Source organism: Flavobacterium rhizosphaerae (assembly GCF_046000445.1).
Classification (GTDB): Bacteria; Bacteroidota; Bacteroidia; order Flavobacteriales; family Flavobacteriaceae; genus Flavobacterium; species Flavobacterium rhizosphaerae.
Genome location: NZ_JBELPZ010000005.1, coordinates 47,248 through 70,994 on the forward strand (window position 1 = coordinate 47,248; position 23,747 = coordinate 70,994).

Sequence of the window (23,747 nt, forward strand, 5' to 3'; positions counted from 1 at the left end):
ACAAAACTATAACAAAGGCTTTTTAAAAAGTAACGCTCTACGTTCTATTTATACCGCTTGACGATATTTTGGCTTTTTAGCGTTATTTTTTTACAAAATAACTTAAATTTGCAATGAAATCAAGTCTTTACACAAACCTTGTTTAGAAGCGTTCTAAATAAAAACAACACCTGAGAAAAAGAAAATAACGTAAAAAAATACCGCTATGAGTGCTTATGAAGAAATAAGTATTGAGGACGATTTTTATGTGTTGCGGTTTGAAAACAATACCGATGAGACCGTTCATTTTATGAGGGAAGTAGGTGCAGACCTCATACAGTTTCACTTCGGTATTAAGGGCAGCGGCAAGTTTATTTTTAATAATGGGCGTTATGCCCTTAACCTGCGCGAAGAGGTTTCACTTTTTTTATATAATCCGCAAACACCATTACCCATACAGCTTGAAGTGGGTCCGCACAGCTGGGTAGTTTCGGTGCTTATTTCCATAAAAAAGTTTCACGGATTTTTTTCAGACCAGGCAGAGCATATCCCTTTTTTAAGCACTGATAATATAGATCGAAAGTATTATAAAGAAGATACCATAAGCCCGTCTATGACGGTGGTACTGAGCCAGCTTTTTCATTTTAACATGCACCCCTCTATAAAAAAATTATATTTTAAGGGTAAGGTGTATGAGTTGCTGAGCCTGTACTTTAACCGTGCCGAAGACCCTAATGCCGAACAGTGTCCTTTTTTGGTTGACGAAGAAAATGTAATAAAAATACGCAAGGCTAAAGATATTGTTATTGCCAATATGGCCGAACCGCCCGGCCTTGAAGAACTTGCAGAACGGGTGGGCATCAGCCTTAAGAAATTAAAAATGGGCTTCCGCCAGATTTATGGCGATACGGTATATAGCTTTTTGTTTGATTATAAGATGGACTATGCACGCAAGCTGTTAGATAGCGGATCATTTAATGTAAATGAGGTGGGGCTGCGTATTGGCTACAGTACTTCCAGCCACTTTATTTCGGCTTTCAAAAAGAAATTTGGCATTACGCCCAAAAAATATTTAATGAGTATTAATGAGCGTGTGTAATGTGGAAACCCGTAACACTTGATGAGCTGACTAAAGAAATTAATGTCGCTATACCGCAACTGACACATGAGCAATTAGTTTTTTGGCAGCAAATAAAAATTACTCCTGAAAAATGGGAAGAAAAAGGATATGGAGATGAAGGTGGTGGATTTTGGGTTGTTGCTGTTTTTGGAAAAAAAGTAATTTGGTACAATGATATTGAAGAAGGCTTTAATGTTTCTCATTATACTGTTTATGGTAAAATTGACGAATATGGCTGTGAACAGGATCAACTAAACCGGACAATAAATAAAATATTATCATATACACCTACTAAGTTTTAGAAACCTTGCAGGAGTAAACAAACAAAAAACAAACATGAAAGGAGTATTGTTAGTAAACCTGGGCTCGCCGCAAAGCCCAACGCCAAAGGATGTAAAACCTTACCTGGACGAGTTTTTAATGGATAAGTATGTTATTGATATACCTTTTTTAGTACGTGCCCTTGTGGTACGCGGCATCATACTTACATTCAGGAAAAGGCAGGAATCATCGGCAGAAGCATATGAAAAAATATGGTGGGACGAAGGTTCTCCGTTAATTGTGCTAAGCAAAAGGCTGCAGGATAAGGTGCAGCAAAAAACAGAACTACCCGTTGCGCTTTCTATGCGCTATGGACAGCCTTCTATAGAAAGTGGCCTGCAGGAACTTTCGGATAAGGGCGTTACAGATGTATTGCTTTTTCCATTATACCCGCAGTATGCCATGGCAAGTACACTAACCATATTGGTACAGGCAGAGGAAATCCGTAAAAAGAAATTCCCCCACATGCGCTTTACTGATGTGCCTGCCTTCTACAACAAACCCGATTATATTACGGCACTGGCCAACTCCATTAAAAAAGGGCTTGAAGGTTTTGAGTATGACCACCTGCTGTTTAGCTACCACGGCATACCTGAGCGGCACATACGTAAAACCGATGTAACCAAAAGCCATTGCAAAATAAATGACACCTGCTGCGTAACCGAAAGTGCTGCACATGCATTTTGCTACCGCCACCAGTGTTATGAAACTACCCGCCTTGTGGTAGAGCGGCTTGGCATACCAAAAGATAAATATTCGCAAACTTTTCAGTCACGGCTATCAGGCGATAAATGGCTTGACCCCTATACTGATGTTGAGGTAAATGCTATGCCGGCCAAAGGCATTAAAAACCTTGCTGTAGTTACCCCTGCTTTTGTGAGCGACTGTCTGGAAACGCTGGAAGAAATTGCCATGCGCGCTAATGAAGATTTTAAAGAACACGGTGGAGAAAATTTTTTGGCAATACCCTGCCTTAATGATGGTGATGAATGGGTAGGCGTAGTAGCCAATTGGATTAATGAATGGGCACACGCCGAAATGCCGGTAACATAAATAATGGGAGTCGCCTCGCAAGACCTCGCCACTAAAAGCATTAAAAGCCTGCTTATAAAACAATCGGTACCGGCATCTATAGGTATCCTGTTTATGTCAGTCAACGTGCTTGTTGATACTATTTTTGTAGGCCGCTGGATAGGGTCTTTGGCTATTGCGGCAATATCGGTAGTAATGCCGCTTACCTTTTTTATATCCTCTCTGGGTATGGCTATAGGTATAGGGGGCAGCTCTGTTTTAAGCCGTGCCCTTGGCAGCGGAGATAAAGATAAGGCCAACAACACCTTTGCCCACCAGATTATCATGACGTTCATTATATCGGCTATAGCCGTTGCGGCAGGGCTGGTATTTAGCGACCAGGTGTTGTATGCTTTTGGAGCAGCAGGAGATATTAAAGAACCTGCCGGACAGTTTTACTTTCCTGTGCTTATTGCGGTGCCTTTTCAGGCATTTTGCATGATGGGTAACAATGTAATACGTGCCGAAGATAAGGCCAAGCATGCCATGATAGCCATGATACTTTCGGCAATAACCAACCTGGTGTGCGATGTGCTTTTTATAAAAATACTGGGGTGGGGCCTTTTTGGTTCCGGCCTGGCAACAGCCACCTCCTTCTTTGTATGCTTTTTATATGTGCTCTGGTTTTTTATTTACAGGAGTGAATTAAAAGTAAAACTAAGGCACTTTGTATGGCATACTAAACTGGCAGGTGAAATACTCTCTTTAAGTTTTGTAACCTTTGCACGGCAGGGTGTTATCAGCATCCTTGCTATTATCTTAAACCATACACTTTTTGCACAGGGCGGAGAGCATGCTGTAACAGTTTATGGCATTATAAGCCGTATGCTTATGTTTATGCTGTTCCCCGTATTGGGTATTACACAAGGCTTTATGCCTATAGCGGGCTATAATTATGGCGCCGAAAATTACGGAAGGGTCCGCAAGACAATCAATACCGCTTTACTATATGCCGGTGGGCTTGCCATAGTGGTTTTTGCAGTGATTCTGATATTTGCCAGGCCTATAGTAAGTATATTTACTACCGATGCCGAAGTGATTAAAGATACCCCCGGGGCACTGCGTTGGGTTTTTGCCGCATCGCCTATTATAGCGGTGCAGCTTATTGGTGCGGCTTACTTTCAGGCCGCAGGCAAGGCAACAAAAGCCCTGCTGCTTACACTCACAAAACAAGGCTTTTTCTTAATACCGTTGATACTTATACTGCCACATTTTTTCGGTATTTTTGGAGTATGGATATCCTTCCCAATTGCCGATGTAATGAGTACGCTGGTAACGGGCATTTTCCTGAAAAAAGAAATGAGTAACCACCTTACCGATGCAACTTAAAATGAAAAAAACAGCATTGTCATTGCTAATGTTTTGTGTTTTTACAGTTATGTCAGCACAGGAAATAACAAGAGATGAATCTGAATCAGTACTCACTTTCAGTCTTTTTACCCCTACATTTTCGTATGCACCCCGTTATAAAGTGGGCTTTATGCATAAAATAAGTTCACGGTGGTGGGCAGGCTTATCTGCAGGCTATGGCAATTATGATACATCATTTAACTTTACGCGTAATGATGATAACAATATTGTAAACAAAGATTACAAGCTATATGAAGTAAGGCCTGAAATTTATTATGATTTGAGGCCGACTTCTAAACTTAAGCACTTACTTTCAGCCGAACTGTTTTATATTCACCATACCGATGTTTTTTATAACGACAGGTATAATGAAAATATTTACACGTATAAATATACGACTGCAGATTACCGACGTATAAAAACAGGTTTAAACATTAATTATAACCTGCTATTTTATTTTACAAAAAAACTTGGACTTACCCTTACTACCGGATTGGGAGTAAAATTCAGGAATGTAAATTTTAATAACGTTACCGGCAAAACAGAAGTTGATATAAGCGGCGATGACGAAGGAAACCTGGGGCTTTTTGAGATTGACGGCTACAGAAAAGAGGCAGGTAATGATACTAACATAAATTTTAATTTTGATTTAAAGCTGTTTTATAAATTTTAATATGGATCAATATTACGATTACATAAAAGCATTACACCTTATATTTATAATTACCTGGTTTGCGGGGTTGTTTTATATTGTCCGTCTCTTTGTATACCATATAGAAGCCAATGATAAGCCATCGCCCGAAAAAGAAATACTTACCAAACAATATATATTGATGAGTTACCGCCTGTGGTACATCATCACCTGGCCTTCAGCCATACTGGCCAGTATTTTTGCTTTTACCATGCTGTTTTTTACCTATCGGGGCAACCTGGTACTAACCATGCCATGGATGCATGTAAAACTGGCATTTGTATTGCTGTTGTATGCCTACCATTTAAAATGCCACCAGATATTTAAGCAATTACAGCGAAATGAGGTTAAATACACTACCGGGTTTATGCGCCTGTGGAATGAGGGTGCCACGCTTATTTTGTTTGCAGTGGTTTTTTTGGTAATTTTAAAAAACACCTTAAGCTGGATATTTGGTGTAGTGGGCATTATAGTATTTAGCATGTTGCTTATGCTGGGTTATAAATTTTATAAGAAGATACGGGAGCGCAACAACTCCTGAAGGGTATGAACGAAAAATTTAAAATAAGGCGGTGGTCATTACGGGTAAGGATATTCTTTTCGCTTATTTTTATTACGCTTATTGCCTCGTTTCTTATTGCTACCGTATCTATATACCAGTTTAAAAAAGAAGCCATAGAATATCACCAGGACAGGCTGGAGCGTAAAGAGGCCACCATAAAGCAAAATATTAATTATGTACTCTCTACCACTACCTATCCGCTTACGGCAGAAAATCTTCCCCTCATTTTCCGGGATAAAATTCATGATCTGGCAAATATACACGGTATGGAGATTAATATTTATGGACTGGACGGCCATCTGATAAAATCTTCAACCGCAGCCTTTTCGGTAGATACCATAGCACAGCGTATTCCATCAAAAATTTTAAAAGTAATACGCTCTACTGCCGAAAAAAGATATGTAGACCTTAAATCTGAAAACGGCAAAAGGTTTCGCTCTTCCTATAGTTATATTACCGATAATAAATTTAAGCCCCTGGGTATACTTAACCTGCCCTATATTGAAGATGACGGGTATTATGAAAAAGAGATAAACAATTTTATGATACGCTTTGGCCAGGTATATTCATTTATGCTTCTTATATCTATTATAATAGCCTATTTTCTAAGTAGCTATATTACAAAGTCAATAAAAGAAGTGAGCGACCGTATTAAGGAAACCCGGCTAAACCGTATAAACCAGAAAATACACATGACCGATTCGCCACAGGAGATAAGCCTGCTGGTGAATTCATATAACAACCTGATTGATGAGCTGGATGAAAGCGCCGCCAAGCTGGCGCAAAAAGAGCGTGAAGAAGCCTGGCGCGAAATGGCCAAACAGGTAGCGCACGAAATCAAAAATCCGCTTACCCCCATGCGGCTTACTGTACAGAGTTTTCAGCGAAAGTTTAACCCTGACGACCCGCAAATACACGAGAAACTGGCAGAATACAGCAATACGCTTATACAACAAATAGATACCATGACATCGGTGGCATCGGCTTTCAGCAGTTTTGCCTCTATGCCGGCACAACAAAATGAAACACTTAATGTGGTAAAGGTAGTGCAGCTTGCCCTTGAAATTTTTAATGAAAGCTTTATTACTTTTCATGCCGGTGAACCGGATATTATTACCCGGATGGACCGCACCCAGCTGATACGTATTATCACCAATCTGGTAAAAAATGCGATACAGGCTATTGATGAAGACAACCCCGACCCGCATGTAGACGTGCGCGTGTACCGTAAAGGTGATATGGCTAAAATAGCCGTTGCCGATAACGGTAAGGGCATAAGCATGGAAAATAAAAGCCGTATCTTCGAGCCTAAGTTTACTACCAAAACAAGTGGTATGGGACTTGGGCTGGGTATTATTAAAAATATTGTTGAAAATTATAACGGCGCTATAACTTTTGACAGTACCCCCGGTAAGGGTACGGTTTTTTATGTATCGTTACCCATAATTTATGTAGGGCCCGAAGGAGATATCTATAAAACATAATAACATAACTACTATGACTTTTGAAAACATTACGGTTGTAACCGAAAATAATTTAGGGCTAATAACTATTAACAGGCCATCAAAACTTAATGCCCTTAACAAGCAAACTATTATAGACCTTCATGAGGCATTTAAAGCTCTTGATGCTGACGCGTTGGTTAAGGCTATTATTATAACAGGCAGTGGCGAAAAGGCTTTTGTTGCCGGGGCCGATATAGCAGAATTTGCTCATTTTGATGAGGAAGAAGGCGAAAAACTGGCTGCTGAGGGACAAATTCTACTGTTTGACCTTGTACAGAACTTACGCACACCCGTAATTGCCGCTATAAATGGTTTTGCGCTTGGCGGCGGACTGGAACTGGCCATGGCATGCCATTTCAGGATTGCAAGTGAAAATGCCAGAATGGGCCTGCCGGAAGTATCGCTTGGGGTAATACCGGGTTATGGTGGCACACAACGCCTGCCACAGCTTATAGGCAAAGGCCGTGCTATGGAAATGATAATGACGGCAGGCATGGTTACTGCGCCCGATGCGCTGGCCTGGGGACTGGTAAACCATGTAGTGCCACAAGCGGAGCTCCTGGATTTTGCCAGAGGTATAGCTGCTAAAATCACCAAAAACTCCCCTGTTGCCATAGCCAAAGCTATTAAAGCTGTAAACGCAGGTTTTGAAGAAGGTGCAGACGGTTATAACGTAGAAATAAAATCTTTTGGAGAAGCTTTTGGTACTGTAGATTTTAAAGAAGGCACTACTGCTTTTTTAAAAAAACGGAAGCCGGAGTTTCCGGGTAAATAACAAAAAAAGCCGGTTAGTTTTCTAATCGGCTTTTTTACGCTCTGTTTTATTTTTCATCATACTCTAAATATTCTTTAATAGGTTTTCCGCCTATAATAACATCTTTTAATACAGCATTGCCGTGGCTTACCGCCACAAGGGCATAGGCAGGCAGCACCCTGCTTTGTCTGTTATTATATTCCCTGTAAGCTGTTTCAGCCTTTGGCGCTTTACTTTCTTCCATATAAAAACGGTCAAAAGGCAAATCAAAATACTGCGTGCCGTTTATATTGTAACTTAAAGTTACCTGTATATAATCAGTATCATTATCAGGCCTGTCATGTACAAGGGAAGAAATACGGGCAAAACCTTCGGCATCATGCTCCAGCATGGCGTAGGCTTTTTCGCCTTGCTCCCAGACACCCGGAAGGGCAGCAATAGTGTCGGCTTCATAATCAAGTGAAATATATTTTCCCCTAAAAGGGTCATTTGGGTCAACAGGTTTTGTTCTAAACCGGAATATCTTACCCTGTGTAACCGTAATTTCGTTATCGTACACCATTTTTAGCGGTACAAATAACTGTGCCAGTAGTGTGGCTGCCAGGGTAATAATTATATATTTAGTTTTCATGGCTTATATTTTTATTTTGTTTCTTTTTGATGAGTATGTAGTTGGCCGCAAAAAAGCCCAGGCCTACTATTAAAAATAATATGCCCCGCAGTTCAAAGCTTATGTCAGTATCAAAAAAGCGGCAAAGCGTAAGCAGGGCTATTACAATCAGCCCAAAGTTAAGTTTCCCGAAATTATAAGTCTTAATACCTTTATAAACAGTAGCAATACCAATAACCAGCAGTAAAATGTTGCACAATACCATAGCTATAACTTCGCTTGCCAGCGCCAATGCAAAAATAGCCGGATACAACACTGCTGTAGCAGCATATAATGTAATGGTTTGTTTTTTAACGGCTACGGCAAAGCACAATATTAAAGCGGATAATACCACTGCCAACACAAACCAAAGGTTTTCAAACCTTGCATCTAAGGCTGTAATTTGCCAGGATGTATTAAAAGTGCCTATGAATAAAACAGGTAGCTGGGTTGCAATACCAAAAAAGCGGTAACCGGTAGCGGCTCTCCGCCTTTGGCTAAAATAGGGGGTGAGGGTTATAGTATAAAAAACACAACCCATAGCCATATAAATGAGTATTAAAAAAGAATCTGCCGGAGAAAAAGCATATAGGCAACTTACCACACTGAGGGGTATCAGCCAGCCCGAAACTATTGCTGTATTGCCCTGCGCATTGTTTTTAAGCATCCTGAAGTAAAAAGGCAACAGCAGGGTAATAAAAACAAAATACAGGTAAGGGGGGTGCTCCCCGGCAGTGGTTGCACCTCCATAGCTTGTGCTGCACAAGAGTAATAGTATCCATAACGCGTAAGAACGAAAAATATACACCAGGGGCAGGCATAATAATATGAGAGTTGCAGTGTACGTATGTATATCACCGGGTATATTATATATTTGAGAAATTAATGCTATGCAGGCGCCAACAGCAAAAAGCAGCAGTGTTGCCGCTGTTTCCTGCCAGCCGCGGCTTTTATTTTTTATATAAGTATATACTGCCAGTGCCTGGGCTATAACCAGCGGCAGGAAAGCCAACAGGGTGCGGGTAGTTTTGGTAAAGTTATCCCAGTTGTGGGCAAATAGTAATATAATTCCCAAGCCGGCAAGTGCAGCCCCCACTATACCAAAAACAGCCAAAAGCCAGCCTTCTGTGGGCCGCTTTTTCTGTTCATAATAAGTTGTAATGGCCCGGGCAGTTTCGCTGCTTATAATATTATGTTCTAGCAGCTCGTCTATCTCTTTTTTATTCATAACATAAAATTTTAAGATTATAAAACCCCGCAGCGGTATCAAAACCGCCACAGGGTTCACCGCTAAAACGGTTAGTTGGTTAGTTCCTCAAATTGTTTCAGGTCGCGGGTGTTTTTTTGTACCGATATGGCAGCAAACAGGCTAAGGGTGAACGACATGCCGTAAAAACCTTTTTCGCTCAGCCATAAATCGGCATTCCATAACCCTACCACCAGCAATACCAGGCTGGCAATGGTGGCAAACCAGCTCAGGCCATAATACATTTCGGTAACCGGTAGCCCTTCAAGTTTATCGCGCACGCTTTTTTGTACCGATATTACAGAGAACAGCCCAAAGAGCAATATGGTAAAATAATATCCTTTTTCGTTTAACTGCATTTCGGCATTCCACAAACCAATGCAGTAAGATACCATGCCAACAATAAGCACAAACCATGAGGCCCCTATAAAGGCCGGGCTTGGTTTTAGTGGCAGCATGCCGTTAGTGTTTTTCTTTTCTTTTTTAGCTGATGGCACAGGCATATCAAATGTTTTTAGCGGTTCCATAAATTATAGTATTAATGATTTACAGAAGCAAAGCTGCGCCAAAAAATAACCATTCAAAACCCTTTTTTATTATAAAACTGATGATATAATAATTATATTTATTGCTGTAAATTATTATTTATGAATGCGATAGAAGATATTATAAAACTCATGGATTATGAAGATAAAAAACTTTTTATAAGCTATCTTGATAAAAATAATAAACGTAAGGGTACTAAAAACATTCAGTATTTTAAATTGTTAGAAACTGATGATATAAATAGCTTAAAAAAATTATATAAAAGCAAAGATAGCCGCGATGCTTACCATGCCTTAAGAAAGCGCCTGTATGACAGCCTGGTTAATTTTATGGCCAACCGAACGTTTGAAACCACTACGGGCGAAGCCCACGAAACACTACGGCTTTTGGTAGTGAGCCGCTTTTTTTTAGAACACCAGCTCACTAAAACAGCGTTTAAATGTTTAGAAAAAGCCGAAAATAAAGCAATGGCAATGGAAAATTTTAGCCTGATGAATGAAATTTACCATACGCAGGTGCAGTATGCCCACCTTAACCCGGCTGCTAAGCTTGATGGTATTTTGGTTAAGTTTAAGGATAACCGCAGGAAACTGCAGCTTGAGGAACAACTTAATATGGGGTATGCCTTACTGCGCAGGGAACTGGATGAAATTCAACATAAGGGCAAAATTATTGATCTTACCGCCCTGGTTGCCCAAACCATGAAATCACTTGGGGTATCTATTAAGGAAATATTGACGTTTAAATCGCTTTACCAAATACTGTTTATTGCCAATGAGTATGCTACTATACAAAACAATTTTACCCTTATAGCGCCGTTTGCCCAAAAGAGTTATGCCTTTATTTCATCACGTGGCCAGCAAGCGGACGGCCAGCTGTATTACCATATTTACATTCTCTATTTTATAGCGAATATCTACTTGCGTAATCATAATTTTGATGAGAGCCGCCATTACCTCACCCTAATGGGGGAGCAGATGCAAAAGCAGGACAGGCGGTATTATAACCGGTTTGCCTTAAGGCACGTTTTGCTTGTGGGGCTCAATGCCAATTTTACAGGCAATGCCGCTACTGCTATAGCTGTTACCGAAAAGGCATTAGCCGCACCCGCACCACACCGAAACAGTGTTGATGTGAACGACCTGCAATTGTGCCTCGCCATGATGTATACACAGCAAAGCGATAAAAAGGCCCTGAAAGTAATGAACAGTTTTAACCATACTGACAGCTGGTATGAAAAGCGTATGGGTATGGTGTGGGCCATACGCAAAGCCCTGCTTGCTATTATTATACTGGCTGAATTTGAGTATACTGAGCTAGCCCTCTCACAACTTAAAAGCTTTAAAAAGCGCTATAAAAAATATTTATTGGAGGTAAAAGAAAACCGGGTTATGCAGTATGCACTGCTGGTTGAAAAGTATTTGCTAAATACTGATATTATAAAAACCCCCGGTTTTAAAGCAGAGGTACTGGGTTTACTAAAGCCTGATGAAAAAGAAGACCTTTTTGTACTGGGCTTTACCGCATGGCTACTTTCTAAAACAAATCAAAAACCGGTTTACCACACTACCCTGGAGTTACTGCACTACAATTCACCGTCCCATTCAGCATAAAACTGTGCCAAAAAACCTTCCATATAGATGTGGCGGCCTTCGGCTATTTTTTTACCGGTTTGGGTATTCATACGGTTTTTGAGTAACAGCAGTTTTTCATAAAAATGGTTTAGGGTAGGGGCAGTGCTTTTTTTATATTCCTCTTTGCTCATGTTGAGGTTGGGTGCAATGTTTGGGTCATGCAGTGCCCGGTTTTTAAATCCGCCATAGTTAAAAGCGCGTGCAATGCCAATAGCCCCAAGCGCATCAAGCCTGTCAGCATCCTGAACAATTTCCAGCTCTTTACTGCTAAAACTGCGCTCTGTATTTCCGCCCTTAAAAGATATATTTTCTATTATGGCAATAACGTGTTCAATAATGTCTTTATCAACATTGTTGCTCTCCAGAAATTTCCTTGCCATCCTGGGGCCCACGGTTTCATCGCCGTTATGAAATTTGCTGTCGGCTATATCGTGCAGTAATGCCCCCAGTTTTACTACCGTAAAGTTACACGGTTCAGTTTCGGCAATATGCAGGGCATTGTTATATACACGTTGTATATGAAACCAGTCGTGCCCGCCTTCGGCATCGGCAAGCTGTTGTTTTACAAAAGTTATAGTGGCGTGTATAAGGGCGGCATCGTTCATTATAAAATTTTTATGCTGCAAAAGTAAGCTATACTATAAATTTTACCTAACCTGCGATGGCGATAAACCAAACTGTTTTTTAAAAGCATAACTAAAATGCGAAAGATTTTCAAAACCAAGGTCCAGATAAACTTCGCTAACCGATTTGCCTTTTTCTTTTATGAGGTAAAAAGCCTCCTGTAGCCTGCGCTGCTGCAGCCAACGGTTGGGGGTGGTGCTGAATATTTTTTCAAAATCACGCTTAAAGGTACTCAGGCTGCGCCCGGTGAGGTATGCAAAACGTTCCAGGCTTACGTTGAAATGATAATTTTTTTTCATGAAAGCTTCCAGGTCTATCTTGCCGGGCTCTGAAAAATCAAAAAGTATATTTACCAGTTTTGGGTATAACTGCACCAAAAGCAATACAGCTTCTTCCTGCTTCAGCATCATAAGGCTTTGGCTTCCCGGCTTGCTGAAAAGATTTTCGTATTGTTTTAAAGACTGCATAAAATCTGCCAACAGGGATGCATTTTCTAAAGAATGAAATGTGGACAGATCTTTTTCTTCCCCGGCTTTATAACCATATTTCAGGCTTATGGTATGTAAAAGTTCCCGTGTAAGAAAAATAGATACCGAACGGTATTCGCCCTCTTTTCCCGGTTCTTTTTCAAATTTTGCCAAACTGTTGCGGCGGCAAAAATAGATATTGCCTTCTGTAAAAGTTTTGGTGCCCAAAACATCGGTCATAACCGTTTTGCCCGAAAGTACATATACCAGGGAATGTTCCGGTACAAACTGTTCACCCACCCTGCTGCGGGTAAAATAGCATGAATAGCGTATGGCGGGTATAATAGTATCAAGCGTATCCATAAGTTAAAGATACCATTTATATTAATAAAAAAGGGTGGCTAAAGGTATAGCCACCGATATTATATTTACAGTACAGATTTGGTTTCAAGGTATTCTTCAAGGCCGTACACGCCAAATTCGCGCCCTATGCCTGATTGCTTAAACCCGCCGAATGGCGCCATAGGATCATGCTTAAAACCGTTTATGGCAATGCGTCCGGCATCTATCCTGCCGGCAACTTTTTTTGCCCTTTCTTCATCAGCCGAACTGATATAGGCATGCAGGCCATAAGTAGTATCGTTAGCTATGGCTATAGCATCTTCTTCATCTTTATAGGTTATAATGCTAAGCACAGGGCCAAAAATTTCTTCGCGGGCAATACGCATATTGTTGTTTACATTGGTAAAAATTGTAGGTTTTACAAAATTACCGGCTTCCAGCCCATCCGGCTTGCCGGGGCCGCCTGCCAATAGCTCAGCACCTTCTTCAAGGCCTGTATTTATATAATTTTGCACACGTTCATACTGTTTCTGGCTTACCATTGGGCCTACGGCAGTATCTTCATCTGCCGGGTTACCCACCTTAACCTGTGTAACAGCGACTTTTGCCAGTTGTTCTACCTCGCCCAGCCTGTTTTGCGGCACTAACAACCGCGTTGGGGCAATACAGGCCTGTCCACTGTTCATATACGCACCAAATACTGCCATAGGTACAGCGGTAGCCAAATCGGCATCATCCAGTAATATGTTAGGCGATTTGCCACCCAGTTCAAGCGTTACGCGTTTCATAGTATCTACAGCGCCACGGGCAATAGCTTTACCTACCGCGGTAGAGCCTGTAAACGAAATCTTGGCAATATCCGGATGGCGTGTAATTTCGGCGCCCACAACATCGCCACGGCCGTTAACTACATTATAAATACCTTTTGGTACATTGGCTTCGGCAAAGCACTGCAGCAATAAATCGGTTTGCAGGGCACTCATTTCGCTTGGTTTTATAACAGTAGTACACCCTGCCGCAATAGCGTTAGAGAGTTTGCTGCAAATAAAGCCCGTGCTTGAGTTCCACGGTGTGATAACGCCTACTACACCCACCGGTTCCATAATAACATTGGCGCTGCCTGTTTTACGCTCAAAGCAAAATGTTTTTAAAATTTCTATTACCGATGAAATGCCGGAAAGGGCAAAGCCAATGCTGTTATTGCAAAACTGCCTGGTGCCGCCATATTCGGTTATCATAATTTCTATAAGCTCATCTTTCCTGCGGTTTACAGCATCATACATGCGTTGCAATATGGCAATGCGCTCTTCGCGGCTGCTTTTTGAAAAAGATTTAAAAGCTTCTTTTGCAGCCGCTACTGCAGCCTGAACATCAGTTTCATCTCCCAAAACCACTTCGCCTATTTTTTGATTGTTGGAAGGGTTAATAAGGTCAAACAATTCGGTGCCATGCGGGGTTACAAAGGCGCCGTTTACATACATTTTGTCTATTGTTTTCATTCTGTTGAATTTTTAATACAACAAAGTTCCGGCTTACCTCTTAGCTTTATTTTGTTGAAACGTTCAGTGTTGTTTTGTTAAAACGTTCAATAAAAAAGGGCTGCCTTTTTAAGACAGCCCTATAACTATTTTTGGTTTTAAATTACCAGATTTTTACACGCTTTTCAGGTACTACATACATTTTATCGCCTTGCTCAATATTAAATGCATCATAAAACGCATCTACATTTTGCAATGGCACGTAGGCGCGGTACATGCCCGGAGAGTGCGGGTCTGTTTTTACCTGGTTTTTAATGGCTTCGTCCCTCATTTTTGTCCTCCAGATGGTAGCCCAGCTGATAAAGAAACGCTGTTGGGGTGTAAATCCGTCAATCAGGCCGGGGCTGCCATGCTCTTTTAAATATAGCATAAGTCCGTCATAAGCAGCGTTTACACCGCCAAGGTCACCAATATTTTCACCCAGCGTAAACTTACCATCTACATAAGTGCCCGGTAGCGGTTGTAACGCACTGTACTGGTCTGCAAGGGCGCCACCAAGGCCGGTAAATTTTTCAAGGTCTTCATCGCTCCACCAGTTTACCAGATTACCATCGGCATTATAACGTGATCCTGAATCATCAAAGCCGTGTGATATTTCGTGCCCTATAACGGCGCCAATGCCGCCATAGTTTACCGCTTCATCAGCCTTGTAATCATAAAACGGAGGCTGTAATATTCCGGCAGGAAATACAATTTCGTTATAGGCCGGGTTAAAGTAGGCATTTACAATTTGCGGCGCCATGTGCCATTCGGTTTTATCAACCGGTTTGTTCAGGTCTTCAAGATTTTTTTTATACCTCCAGCGGGCCACATTTTTCATGTTGTTAAAAAAAGTACCACCATTTGCAGGATTGTTTATAGTAAGTGCCGAATAATCTTTCCACTTGTCCGGATAGCCAATTTTTATCTGTAGCCTGTTTAGTTTTTCAATAGCAGACTCACGGGTGCTTTTAGCCATCCATGGCAGGCGGTTAATACGGTTTTCATAAGCCTTCATTACATTTTTAATCATAATTTCGGCTTTCTCTTTTGCTTCGGGCGGAAATTTTTCAGCAACATACAGCTTACCCAGTGCTTCGCCTACACTGCCGTTTACAGTTTGCAGGGCATTTTTATCGCGGGTTTCTTCTTTAAGGGCACCACGAAGGGTTTTGTTGTAAAATTCCCAATCGGCTGTTTCAATATCAGTAGAAAGATAATTTGCCGAATGGTTAATTAATGTCCACTTCATATAATCTTCCCAGGTAGCCACATCACCCTTTTTCAGGATGTCATCCAGTGCAGCCATGTACTTGGGCTGTGTCACAATAATGGTATCAATATTAGCTATGCCAACGCCTGCCAGGTACTCATTCCATTTAATAGACGTAGTTAATTTTTGCAGGTCGGCAATACTCATTGGGTTATAGCTCTTACGGCTGTCGCGGCGTTCTACGCGATCCAGCCTCGGCTGTGCCATTGCCGTTTCCAGCTCCAGTATTTTTTTTGCGCTTATGGCAGCCTGTTCTGGCTTATAGCCAACATATTGCAGCATACGGGCTACATGCTGTACATATTTTTCCCTCTTTTCCTTACTGTCGGCATCATCAGATACATAATAGTCGCGGTCAGGTAAGCCCAAACTTCCCGGGCCTAAATGTACCACGTTGCGGTTACTGTCTTTGGCATCGGCGCCAACGCCAACACCAAAAAATCCAAGTCCGCCTTCCCATTCCATCTCTTCAAGCAACGCCTGTAAACTTTTTACGTCTTTTACCTTGTCAATTTTTGCAATATAAGGTTTAAGCGGTTTTACCCCGGCTTTGTTACGCGCCACGGTATCCATAATGGTATTGTACAAACCGGCTGCCTTACCCTCATCACTTTTAGGGCTTAAAGATTTATTGGCGGCAGCCCTTTTTAAAATGGCAAGAGCATCATTATTAGTGTTTTCCCTTAGCTCATCAAAACTTCCCCAACGGGTTTTGTCATCAGGGATTTTAGTATCATCCAACCATTTTCCATTTACAAAACGAAAAAAATCATCGCCGGGTTTTACGCTTGTATCCATGTATTGCATTTCAATGCCTGGTTTTTGTTGATTGTTTTGTGCCATGCCTGCAACGCTGCTCAAAAGCAGTGCAGCAAATGCGGCAGGAGCATTAGTTTTTAATTTCATTCTTTACTGTTTAAAACTTAGATTTACAAATATATGAAAAGGAGGGTTTCAAAAATCCAGCCGAAAAATGTTAAAAATGAAATTTATTGTATTTGTACCAATATATGTGCACATAATGCCAGCCAATCGGCGTATTGTTTTGTAATTTTGCAAAAAATTTACCATGATTGCCTTTTTAAAAAAACAGTGGATTTTTGTTGTAAGCCTTATTGTATTGTGTGGGGTTATTTTGTTTTTGTTTATGCAGGCACTTACCCCACAAAAAGACCTTAAAATATACAGCCCGGCCGATGTAAACCCTGAACTTGCCGACAGTACCATATGGCACATTAGCCGCCACCATACCATAGCCCCGTTTGCCTTTACCAACCAGAACGGTAAAATAGTTACCAATAAAGATTATGAAGGTAAAATTTATGTAGCCGATTTCTTTTTTACTACCTGCCCCACCATTTGCCCTATTATGGCCGATAATATGGAATGGCTGCAGGATAAGATAACTGATATGCCCGATGTGATGCTTTTATCCCACTCGGTTACCCCGGATATTGATTCGGTTCCCGTATTAAGGGCGTATGCAGACCGCAAAGGCGCTATTGACGGGAAGTGGAACCTGGTAACCGGCAAAAAAGAAGATATTTACTACATAGCCCGAAAATCATACCTTGCGGTAAAGACCACCCGGTCTTCGGATTTGTATAATATGGTGCATACCGAAAACTTTGTACTGGTAGACAAAAAAGGCAGGATACGCGGTTTTTATGACGGTACCAACCTTGATGCTGAAAAAGAAGACGGTACAAAAAATGTGAAACAGCTGCTGGAGGATATTAAATGGCTCCGCGAGCATGGAGATTAATGTTATCTGAATATTAATTTGTAATTTCGCAATCTGAATTTATTCTAAATAAAAGTTGAAGACTACACTTGCAGGGCTTAAAAAAGGCCAGGTGGCCATAATAACCGATTTTAATATTGAGGCTATTCCGCTGAAATTACTTGAAATGGGGTGCCTGCCCGGCAATGAGGTTACACTTTTGCAGGTTGCCCCCATGGGCGACCCTATTTATATAAACGTTAACGGCAGCTATGTGGCTATACGTAAAGATACCGCAGCCGAGATTGACGTTGTACTAATTACCGAATAAACATGGCAAGCCCTGTTATTAAAATAGCCCTTATAGGCAACCCCAATACCGGAAAAACCTCAGTTTTTAACAGGCTTACCGGCCTTAACCAACAGGTGGGCAACTACCCCGGTATTACCGTAGAACGCAAAACCGGCACCTGCAAACTGCCCGGAGGCGTAAAAGGAGCCATATCTGACCTGCCCGGTACCTACAGCCTTAATGCCAGTTCTATGGATGAGAATGTGGTGATTGAGCTGTTGATGAATAAAAACGACAGGGATTACCCCGATGTAGCCGTGGTGGTTACCGATGTAGAGAACCTGAAGCGGAACCTGTTGCTTTTTACCCAGATAAAAGACCTTGAAATACCCACCATACTGGTTATAAACATGGCCGACCGTATGGAGCGTAAAGGGATAACGCTTGATGTGCCTTACCTGGAGCAGCACCTCAATACCCGCATTGCTCTGGTTAGCTCCCGTAAAAATACAGGCATAGAGCATATAAAAGACCTTATTGTAAATTACAAAGGGCTATCTACCCAGCCGTGCCTTAACGCATCGTCTATAGATCCGGACTATTTTGACAGGCTCCGCAAAACCTTCCCTACGCAACAACTTTATAAACTTTGGCTGGTTATTACCCAAGATGCCAATTTTGGTATTATTGATATTAAGGAAATGCAGGGCACATCGTTTACCAAAACAAAGCCTGAACTGAAACGCCTGCAACAAAAAGAAACCATAAAGCGGTACCAGTTTATAAATGACGTATTAAAGGTGGGGCAGAAAATAGACGTAAGCACGGCTAAAGACCTGCGCGCGCGGTTAGACAGGATACTGATGCATAAAGTGTATGGCTATATTATTTTCTTTGCCATATTACTGCTCATTTTCCAGTCGATATTTTCCTGGTCTGAAATACCCATGAACCTTATTGAAGAAGGTTTTGCATGGCTATCCTCTTATACTGCTACCCATATGCCCCAAGGTAAATTAACCGATTTGGTTGCCGAGGGTATTATTCCCGGCATAGGGGGCATTGTAATATTTATTCCGCAAATTGCATTTTTATTCCTCTTTATATCCATACTGGAAGAAACCGGCTATATGAGCCGGGTAGTTTTTTTAATGGATAAAATTATGAAACGCTTTGGCCTTAGCGGTAAAAGTGTAGTGCCATTGGTGTCGGGTACTGCATGCGCCATACCGGCCATTATGGCATCGCGGAATATAGAAAACTGGCGTGAAAGGCTTATTACTATACTGGTAACGCCTTTTACCACCTGTTCTGCCCGATTACCGGTATATACCATATTAATATCTATTATTATACCTAACCGCTATGTACTGGGTGTTTTTAACCTTCAGGGGCTTACACTTATGGTGTTATATATGTTGGGTTTTGGCGGGGCTATACTGGCTGCCTGGATATTTAATAAAATAATAAAGCACACATACAAAAGCTTTTTTGTGGCAGAAATGCCCAACTATAAAGTACCGCTGGTTAAAAATATAGCCATTAATGTGCTGGAAAAAACTAAAGCATTTGTGTATGGGGCAGGAAAAATTATACTGGCCCTCTCCATAATAATCTGGTTTTTGGGCAAACACGGCCCGGGTGAAGATTTTAACAATGCCAAAGCTATAGTTACGCAACAGCCAGCCAGCAGTAACTTTACCCAAAGCGAACTGAATGATGAAGTGGCAGCCTACCAACTGGAACACTCTTATATTGGTATTATGGGCAAGGCTATTGAGCCTGCCATACGCCCGCTGGGGTATGACTGGAAAATAGGCATTGCCATAGTATCATCTTTTGCGGCGCGCGAAGTGTTTGTAGGTACGCTGGCTACCATTTATAATATTGGCAGCAGCGCCGAAGAGAAAGAGGGCGAAGCCACGATTAGCCAGCGTATGGAAGCAGAAATAAACCCGGTTACCGGCAAAAAAGTGTTTAACTTTGCGACCGGAATTTCGTTATTGCTTTTTTATGCTTTTGCCATGCAGTGTATTAGTACGCTTGCTATTGTAAAAAAAGAAACCAACTCATGGAAGTGGCCAATAATACAATTGGTGAGTATGAGCACGTTTGCGTATGTGGTGTCGTTAATTGCTTATCAGTTACTAAAATAGAAGCTAACGGTTATTAGGCTTTGTATGCATTTTGTTGTAACTTTATAGTAATGTTTGAACGGTTTAATGAAGATTTTACTTATGGATTTACAGGATATTATAGTATATGTTTTGGTGATTGGTGCAACGGCATTTCTTGTAAAAAAGTTTTTCTTTAAAAAGAAAAAGGCAGGCAACTGCGGCAGTGATGACTGCGGCTGTCATTAATCTTTTATAATCATTACCGGTATATCTACTTTATGGCGTACGGCATCTACCGTAGTTCCAAATATAATATCCTTTAACAGTTTATGCCCGTGGGCACCCATAATCAAAATGTCAAAATCACCACTTTGATTTATAATATTTGGTATCTGCTTTTTAGGGCTGCCAAAGTTTAGCCGTATGTTTACTTTATAGCCCTGGTTTTCCAGGCTTTTTTTATACGTTTCCAGATATTCTTTATCGCTCGATGTTTCATAATCATGTGCCTGCTCGCCATGCACCATTGCGCCTACGGTTTCAACAATATGTATCAGGGTATAGGTGGCCTCTTTACCCCCCAGCTGTATGGCGCTTGAAAGGCTACGGGCATCGGTTTTACTAAAATCGAGCGCAAGGGCAATATTGCGGTATTCCCTTTTTTGAGGCAAATCGGTTAGCAGCAAGGGGTCTACGTGTGGTACCGCTGTAGCCCTGGCACGACTTTTTAACACAAATGGCTCTATCATAATATACAGGAGCAGTACACCTGCACCAACGGCAAGGGGTACCACAAATAGCCAGATGTAAATAGGGTCTTGAGACGTGGTTAGCCATTTAAAAATCTCGTCATAAACCAATTTGGCGTTTAGCGCCACAATAACCAGTGCTATTGTCCAGGAAGCAATTTTTGTCCATGTGCCAATGGCAAACTCTTTCATTTTTACTTTATCGCTAACAAAATGAATCAGCGGAATTACCGCAAAACCCAGTTGCAGGCTCAGTATAACTTGGCTTAGTACCAATAGCTCGCCGGTTGCACCTTCGCCAAAATATACTATGGTTAAAAAGGCGGGTACTATGGCAATAAGCCTTGTAATAATACGCCGTACCCACGGCTGTATGCGCAGGTTGAGGTAGCCTTCCATAACAATTTGCCCAGCCAGCGTGCCGGTTATGGTACTGCTTTGCCCAGCGGCAATAAGCGCCAGGGCAAACAATACGGCTGCCCAGCTGCCCAGCATGGGTTCTAAAAGCTTATGCGCATCCTGTATATCGGCTATATTATACATGCCCTGAGTATAAAAGGTAGCGGCAGCCAGTATTAAAATGGCTGCATTTACAAAAAAGGCCATGTTTAGGGCTATAACAGAATCGTATAAATTATATTTTATAGCCTGTTTTATACCTTGGAACGTCCTGTCGAACTTCCGGGTTTGTACCAGAGATGAATGCAGGTACAGATTGTGAGGCATTACCGTGGCTCCGATAATACCAATGGCAATGTACAGTGCCGCGCTGTTGGGTATAGAGGGTACAAGCCCGCTAAATACAGAGCCCATATCGGGTTTGGCAAAAAACATTTCGACAAGGAAGGAGAGCCCTATTATGGCAATAAGCCCTATAATAAAGGCTTCCATTTTTTTTATGCCCTTGTTCATCAGAAACAGTAACAGGAAGGTATCAAACATAGTAATGCCCACACCCCACAACATGGGCAGCCCAAAAAGCAGGTTAAGGCCTATGGCCATACCCAGCACCTCGGCAAGGTCGCATGCAGCAATGGCAACTTCTGCCAGGCCGTATAATATAACATTTACGGCTTTAGGATAGGTTTCACGCGAGGCCTGTGCCAAATCGCGGCGGGTTACTATACCCAGACGCGCGCTGAGGCTTTGTAGTAACAGCGCCATAACATTGCTCATTAGCAACACCCAGAGCAGCTTATACCCAAACTGGCTTCCACCCGCTATATCGGTGGCCCAGTTGCCGGGATCCATATACCCTACACTTATCATGTAGGCGGGGCCAAAAAAGGCAAGTATCTTTTTCCAGACCGATTTATGCCCGCCGGTGGTAACCGACTCATGTACTTCTTCCAGGCTATGGCTGTTGCGGTTTTCCATATATTATACAGGTTTTACAAAAAGGTTGGATGCTATTTTATGAGATACAGTAACTGTTTTGCCGTTTACTTCAAGGTTAAGGGAAAGGTCAAAATCTTCTTTGCCCAGCACATCTATTGATGAGCCCAGGGCTATTTGTTGTTTATCAAGATATTGCAAAAAGGATGAGGAGCTGTCTTTAACCCCTACACAAATTACTTTTTTACCGGTTGAAATATCAGAGAGTAATTTTTTTTCTTTTTTGGGCAGTATGCCTTTACGGTCCGGAATGGGGTCGCCGTGCGGATCTTCGGTCGGGAATTCAAGAAATTCCTCCAGTTTATCAGTAAGTTTCTCGCTTTTGATGTGTTCCAGCTGTTCAGCCACATCATGCACCTCATCCCAGGTAAAACCCAGTGTTTCTACCAGAAACACTTCCCATAAACGGTGCTTTCTCACAATCATGAGCGCGGTGTAACGTCCTTTTTCGGTAAGGGTAACACCTTGGTATTTTTTATAGGACACCAGACCTTTTTCGGCCAGCTTCTGTATCATATCCGTTACCGAAGAAGGCTTGCTTTCCATAACACCGGCAATGGCGTTGGTGGTAATTCCTTTTGTGGGATTAGTAGAAAGGTGGTAAATTACTTTCAGGTAGTTTTCTTCAGAATATGTCATCTCATTTGCAGTACTGTAACTACAAATATACAAACATTCGATGAAAGTAAAAACATTTTTAGGAAAGCCTAAATGTTAATCAGCCCTGTTCCACCAGGCTTCAAATTGCTGAGAGGTACCTAATTGTACTTTTTGCCCTATCATGGGGGTAAGTATAGGCATATTTTGGCGTGCCGCAGCAGCAGTAACCCTTATAATGGGTTCATCCCAGTTGTGCAGTGCAAGGGAGAATTTTGCCCAGTGCACCGGCATAAGCTTTTTGGTATTAAGGTCTTCAGCGGCCTGTACTACCTGTTCCGGTAGCATGTGTATGTACCTCCATGCCTCATTGTACTGCCCGCACTCCAGCAAAGCAAGGTCAAACGGGCCATATTTTTTGCCTATTTCTTTAAAATGACTATCGTAGCCGGAATCGCCACCCAGAAAAAGTGAAAATGAAGGCGTTTTTAAAACAAAAGAGGTCCATAAGGTACTGTTACGTGTAAAGCCCCTGCCGGAAAAATGGCGCCCGGGAGTTATATACCCCGAAAAGCCCTGTGCCATTGTTACTGGCTCATACCAGTCGTATTCGTTTATAGTTTCAGGGCTATACCCCCAACGGCGCAGGTGTGCACCCGTGCCCAAACCTGTAATAACCCGCTTTACTTTAGGTTTTAATTTCAGCAGGGTTTCATAATCCATGTGGTCCCAATGGTCATGGCTTATATACAGGTAATCTATATCGGGCATATCATCCGTAGTATAAACGTCTGACCCTTTATAGGCTTTTGTAGTAAAGCTTAAAGGCGATGCATTTCCACTAAAAACGGGATCTGCCAAAAATGTTTTACCATCGGCCTGTATAAAGTATGAGGAGTGCCCAAACCATACCACCACATTTTCATCAGGGTTTAATGTTTTGAGGTTTGTTTTTTCTGAAGGCAGGGCAGATAATGGCTTATTACGCCTGCCTTTGCCAAAAAAGAATTTCCATAATACACCGGCAAACGAATGACCTTCGGCGAGGCTGGGGGTGGGGCTTAGGTTTTGAAATGCCCCGTTTGTATAATTAGGGGAGTTTTTACTTTTTTGTGTTGCCAGCGCTTTTGGGCTTACGCCGAATTTTGGCTGCTTAAAAAAGTAATAGCCACCTGTAAAGCATGCAATGCAGGCTGCTATTATATATATTGCTGTCATGTACT

The 23,747-nt window shown here is 41.7% G+C and carries 23 protein-coding genes; 13 read left to right on the forward strand and 10 right to left on the reverse strand.

Annotated elements, in window-relative coordinates:
- Positions 1-205 precede the first annotated feature (205 nt).
- Genes ABS766_RS06790 through ABS766_RS06825 form a run of 8 tightly spaced genes read left to right on the forward strand, consistent with a single transcriptional unit; the run spans position 206 to position 7,374 of the window.
- Positions 206-1,078, forward strand: coding sequence for a helix-turn-helix transcriptional regulator (locus tag ABS766_RS06790; protein WP_408084376.1), 873 nt, complete (start codon positions 206-208; stop codon positions 1,076-1,078).
- Positions 1,078-1,401 carry a hypothetical protein gene (locus ABS766_RS06795; RefSeq protein ID WP_408084377.1) on the forward strand — a complete coding sequence of 108 codons (324 nt, stop codon included), beginning with the start codon at positions 1,078-1,080 and terminating at the stop codon, positions 1,399-1,401. The genes ABS766_RS06790 and ABS766_RS06795 overlap by 1 nt, the downstream gene beginning before the upstream one ends.
- 34 nt (positions 1,402-1,435) lie before the next feature.
- Positions 1,436-2,473: a ferrochelatase gene (hemH, locus tag ABS766_RS06800; RefSeq protein WP_408084378.1), complete on the forward strand. Its 1,038-nt coding sequence runs from the start codon at positions 1,436-1,438 to the stop codon at positions 2,471-2,473.
- A gap of 3 nt (positions 2,474-2,476) precedes the next feature.
- The gene (locus ABS766_RS06805) at positions 2,477-3,820 is read left to right on the forward strand and encodes an MATE family efflux transporter (protein WP_408084379.1); all 1,344 of its coding nucleotides are present in this window, start codon (positions 2,477-2,479) and stop codon (positions 3,818-3,820) included.
- Between the two features lies 1 nt (position 3,821).
- Entirely contained in the window at positions 3,822-4,514 is a 693-nt protein-coding gene (locus ABS766_RS06810; protein ID WP_408084380.1) for a hypothetical protein, read from the forward strand.
- A gap of 1 nt (position 4,515) precedes the next feature.
- Positions 4,516-5,073: a CopD family protein gene (locus tag ABS766_RS06815; protein WP_408084381.1), complete on the forward strand. Its 558-nt coding sequence runs from the start codon at positions 4,516-4,518 to the stop codon at positions 5,071-5,073.
- 5 nt (positions 5,074-5,078) lie between these two features.
- Positions 5,079-6,578 (forward strand): sensor histidine kinase, encoded by a 1,500-nt coding sequence (locus ABS766_RS06820; RefSeq protein ID WP_408084382.1) that lies wholly within the window; start codon positions 5,079-5,081, stop codon positions 6,576-6,578.
- A gap of 13 nt (positions 6,579-6,591) precedes the next feature.
- A complete protein-coding gene (locus ABS766_RS06825) occupies positions 6,592-7,374 on the forward strand; it encodes an enoyl-CoA hydratase/isomerase family protein (protein WP_408084383.1) in 783 nt (260 codons plus the stop codon).
- 46 nt (positions 7,375-7,420) lie between these two features.
- On the opposite strand, the gene ABS766_RS06830 is transcribed toward ABS766_RS06825, so the two are convergent.
- The 3 genes from ABS766_RS06830 to yiaA all read right to left on the reverse strand — a co-directional run bounded on the left by ABS766_RS06830 (position 7,421) and on the right by yiaA (position 9,751).
- Positions 7,421-7,984 carry a GDYXXLXY domain-containing protein gene (locus tag ABS766_RS06830; RefSeq protein ID WP_408084384.1) on the reverse strand — a complete coding sequence of 188 codons (564 nt, stop codon included), beginning with the start codon at positions 7,982-7,984 and terminating at the stop codon, positions 7,421-7,423.
- The gene (locus ABS766_RS06835) at positions 7,974-9,230 is read right to left on the reverse strand and encodes a DUF2157 domain-containing protein (RefSeq protein ID WP_408084385.1); all 1,257 of its coding nucleotides are present in this window, start codon (positions 9,228-9,230) and stop codon (positions 7,974-7,976) included. The genes ABS766_RS06830 and ABS766_RS06835 overlap by 11 nt, the downstream gene beginning before the upstream one ends.
- Before the next feature lie 71 nt (positions 9,231-9,301).
- A complete protein-coding gene (gene yiaA / locus ABS766_RS06840) occupies positions 9,302-9,751 on the reverse strand; it encodes an inner membrane protein YiaA (RefSeq protein ID WP_408084502.1) in 450 nt (149 codons plus the stop codon).
- Between the two features lie 144 nt (positions 9,752-9,895).
- Between yiaA and ABS766_RS06845 the strand changes: the two genes are divergently transcribed.
- Positions 9,896-11,407: a hypothetical protein gene (locus ABS766_RS06845; protein WP_408084386.1), complete on the forward strand. Its 1,512-nt coding sequence runs from the start codon at positions 9,896-9,898 to the stop codon at positions 11,405-11,407.
- On the opposite strand, the gene ABS766_RS06850 is transcribed toward ABS766_RS06845, so the two are convergent.
- From ABS766_RS06850 to ABS766_RS06865, 4 genes are all read right to left on the reverse strand, one after another.
- Complete coding sequence (locus ABS766_RS06850; RefSeq protein WP_408084387.1) at positions 11,380-12,033, reverse strand: HD domain-containing protein; 654 nt, start codon at positions 12,031-12,033, stop codon at positions 11,380-11,382. The genes ABS766_RS06845 and ABS766_RS06850 overlap by 28 nt on opposite strands.
- A 42-nt stretch (positions 12,034-12,075) precedes the next feature.
- A complete protein-coding gene (locus ABS766_RS06855) occupies positions 12,076-12,882 on the reverse strand; it encodes a helix-turn-helix domain-containing protein (RefSeq protein ID WP_408084388.1) in 807 nt (268 codons plus the stop codon).
- Between the two features lie 65 nt (positions 12,883-12,947).
- On the reverse strand, positions 12,948-14,360 hold the full coding sequence (locus ABS766_RS06860; RefSeq protein WP_408084389.1) for an aldehyde dehydrogenase family protein: 1,413 nt from the start codon (positions 14,358-14,360) through the stop codon (positions 12,948-12,950).
- A gap of 142 nt (positions 14,361-14,502) precedes the next feature.
- Entirely contained in the window at positions 14,503-16,557 is a 2,055-nt protein-coding gene (locus tag ABS766_RS06865) for a M13 family metallopeptidase (protein WP_408084390.1), read from the reverse strand.
- A gap of 163 nt (positions 16,558-16,720) precedes the next feature.
- Between ABS766_RS06865 and ABS766_RS06870 the strand changes: the two genes are divergently transcribed.
- The 4 genes from ABS766_RS06870 (at position 16,721) to ABS766_RS06885 (ending at position 20,029) form a co-directional block, all read left to right on the forward strand.
- On the forward strand, positions 16,721-17,416 hold the full coding sequence (locus ABS766_RS06870) for an SCO family protein (RefSeq protein ID WP_408084391.1): 696 nt from the start codon (positions 16,721-16,723) through the stop codon (positions 17,414-17,416).
- A gap of 55 nt (positions 17,417-17,471) precedes the next feature.
- Positions 17,472-17,705, forward strand: a complete 234-nt coding sequence (locus ABS766_RS06875; RefSeq protein ID WP_408084392.1) for a FeoA family protein — start codon at positions 17,472-17,474, stop codon at positions 17,703-17,705.
- Positions 17,706-17,707: 2 nt separating this feature from the next.
- On the forward strand, positions 17,708-19,822 hold the full coding sequence (gene feoB, locus ABS766_RS06880) for a ferrous iron transport protein B (protein ID WP_408084393.1): 2,115 nt from the start codon (positions 17,708-17,710) through the stop codon (positions 19,820-19,822).
- Positions 19,823-19,888: 66 nt separating this feature from the next.
- Positions 19,889-20,029: a FeoB-associated Cys-rich membrane protein gene (locus tag ABS766_RS06885; protein WP_408084394.1), complete on the forward strand. Its 141-nt coding sequence runs from the start codon at positions 19,889-19,891 to the stop codon at positions 20,027-20,029.
- Here the strand turns inward: ABS766_RS06885 and ABS766_RS06890 are convergent.
- From ABS766_RS06890 to ABS766_RS06900, 3 genes are all read right to left on the reverse strand, one after another.
- Positions 20,026-21,909, reverse strand: a complete 1,884-nt coding sequence (locus tag ABS766_RS06890; protein ID WP_408084395.1) for an Nramp family divalent metal transporter — start codon at positions 21,907-21,909, stop codon at positions 20,026-20,028. The genes ABS766_RS06885 and ABS766_RS06890 overlap by 4 nt on opposite strands.
- Before the next feature lie 3 nt (positions 21,910-21,912).
- Complete coding sequence (locus ABS766_RS06895) at positions 21,913-22,566, reverse strand: metal-dependent transcriptional regulator (RefSeq protein ID WP_408084396.1); 654 nt, start codon at positions 22,564-22,566, stop codon at positions 21,913-21,915.
- A 75-nt stretch (positions 22,567-22,641) separates the two neighbouring features.
- Positions 22,642-23,742: an MBL fold metallo-hydrolase gene (locus ABS766_RS06900; RefSeq protein ID WP_408084397.1), complete on the reverse strand. Its 1,101-nt coding sequence runs from the start codon at positions 23,740-23,742 to the stop codon at positions 22,642-22,644.
- Positions 23,743-23,747 lie beyond the last annotated feature (5 nt).

Excerpts from the sequence above, each read along its gene's own strand:
- ABS766_RS06790 (WP_408084376.1), top strand. The coding sequence starts at position 206 with ATGAGTGCTTATGAAGAAATAAGTATTGAGGACGATTTTTATGTGTTG.
- ABS766_RS06795 (WP_408084377.1), top strand. The coding sequence starts at position 1,078 with ATGTGGAAACCCGTAACACTTGATGAGCTGACTAAAGAAATTAATGTC.
- hemH (WP_408084378.1), top strand. The coding sequence starts at position 1,436 with ATGAAAGGAGTATTGTTAGTAAACCTGGGCTCGCCGCAAAGCCCAACG.
- ABS766_RS06805 (WP_408084379.1), top strand. The coding sequence starts at position 2,477 with ATGGGAGTCGCCTCGCAAGACCTCGCCACTAAAAGCATTAAAAGCCTG.
- ABS766_RS06810 (WP_408084380.1), top strand. The coding sequence starts at position 3,822 with ATGAAAAAAACAGCATTGTCATTGCTAATGTTTTGTGTTTTTACAGTT.
- ABS766_RS06815 (WP_408084381.1), top strand. The coding sequence starts at position 4,516 with ATGGATCAATATTACGATTACATAAAAGCATTACACCTTATATTTATA.
- ABS766_RS06820 (WP_408084382.1), top strand. The coding sequence starts at position 5,079 with ATGAACGAAAAATTTAAAATAAGGCGGTGGTCATTACGGGTAAGGATA.
- ABS766_RS06825 (WP_408084383.1), top strand. The coding sequence starts at position 6,592 with ATGACTTTTGAAAACATTACGGTTGTAACCGAAAATAATTTAGGGCTA.
- ABS766_RS06830 (WP_408084384.1), bottom strand. The coding sequence starts at position 7,984 with ATGAAAACTAAATATATAATTATTACCCTGGCAGCCACACTACTGGCA.
- ABS766_RS06835 (WP_408084385.1), bottom strand. The coding sequence starts at position 9,230 with ATGAATAAAAAAGAGATAGACGAGCTGCTAGAACATAATATTATAAGC.
- yiaA (WP_408084502.1), bottom strand. The coding sequence starts at position 9,751 with ATGCCTGTGCCATCAGCTAAAAAAGAAAAGAAAAACACTAACGGCATG.
- ABS766_RS06845 (WP_408084386.1), top strand. The coding sequence starts at position 9,896 with ATGAATGCGATAGAAGATATTATAAAACTCATGGATTATGAAGATAAA.
- ABS766_RS06850 (WP_408084387.1), bottom strand. The coding sequence starts at position 12,033 with ATGAACGATGCCGCCCTTATACACGCCACTATAACTTTTGTAAAACAA.
- ABS766_RS06855 (WP_408084388.1), bottom strand. The coding sequence starts at position 12,882 with ATGGATACGCTTGATACTATTATACCCGCCATACGCTATTCATGCTAT.
- ABS766_RS06860 (WP_408084389.1), bottom strand. The coding sequence starts at position 14,360 with ATGAAAACAATAGACAAAATGTATGTAAACGGCGCCTTTGTAACCCCG.
- ABS766_RS06865 (WP_408084390.1), bottom strand. The coding sequence starts at position 16,557 with ATGAAATTAAAAACTAATGCTCCTGCCGCATTTGCTGCACTGCTTTTG.
- ABS766_RS06870 (WP_408084391.1), top strand. The coding sequence starts at position 16,721 with ATGATTGCCTTTTTAAAAAAACAGTGGATTTTTGTTGTAAGCCTTATT.
- feoB (WP_408084393.1), top strand. The coding sequence starts at position 17,708 with ATGGCAAGCCCTGTTATTAAAATAGCCCTTATAGGCAACCCCAATACC.
- ABS766_RS06885 (WP_408084394.1), top strand. The coding sequence starts at position 19,889 with ATGAAGATTTTACTTATGGATTTACAGGATATTATAGTATATGTTTTG.
- ABS766_RS06890 (WP_408084395.1), bottom strand. The coding sequence starts at position 21,909 with ATGGAAAACCGCAACAGCCATAGCCTGGAAGAAGTACATGAGTCGGTT.
- ABS766_RS06895 (WP_408084396.1), bottom strand. The coding sequence starts at position 22,566 with ATGACATATTCTGAAGAAAACTACCTGAAAGTAATTTACCACCTTTCT.
- ABS766_RS06900 (WP_408084397.1), bottom strand. The coding sequence starts at position 23,742 with ATGACAGCAATATATATAATAGCAGCCTGCATTGCATGCTTTACAGGT.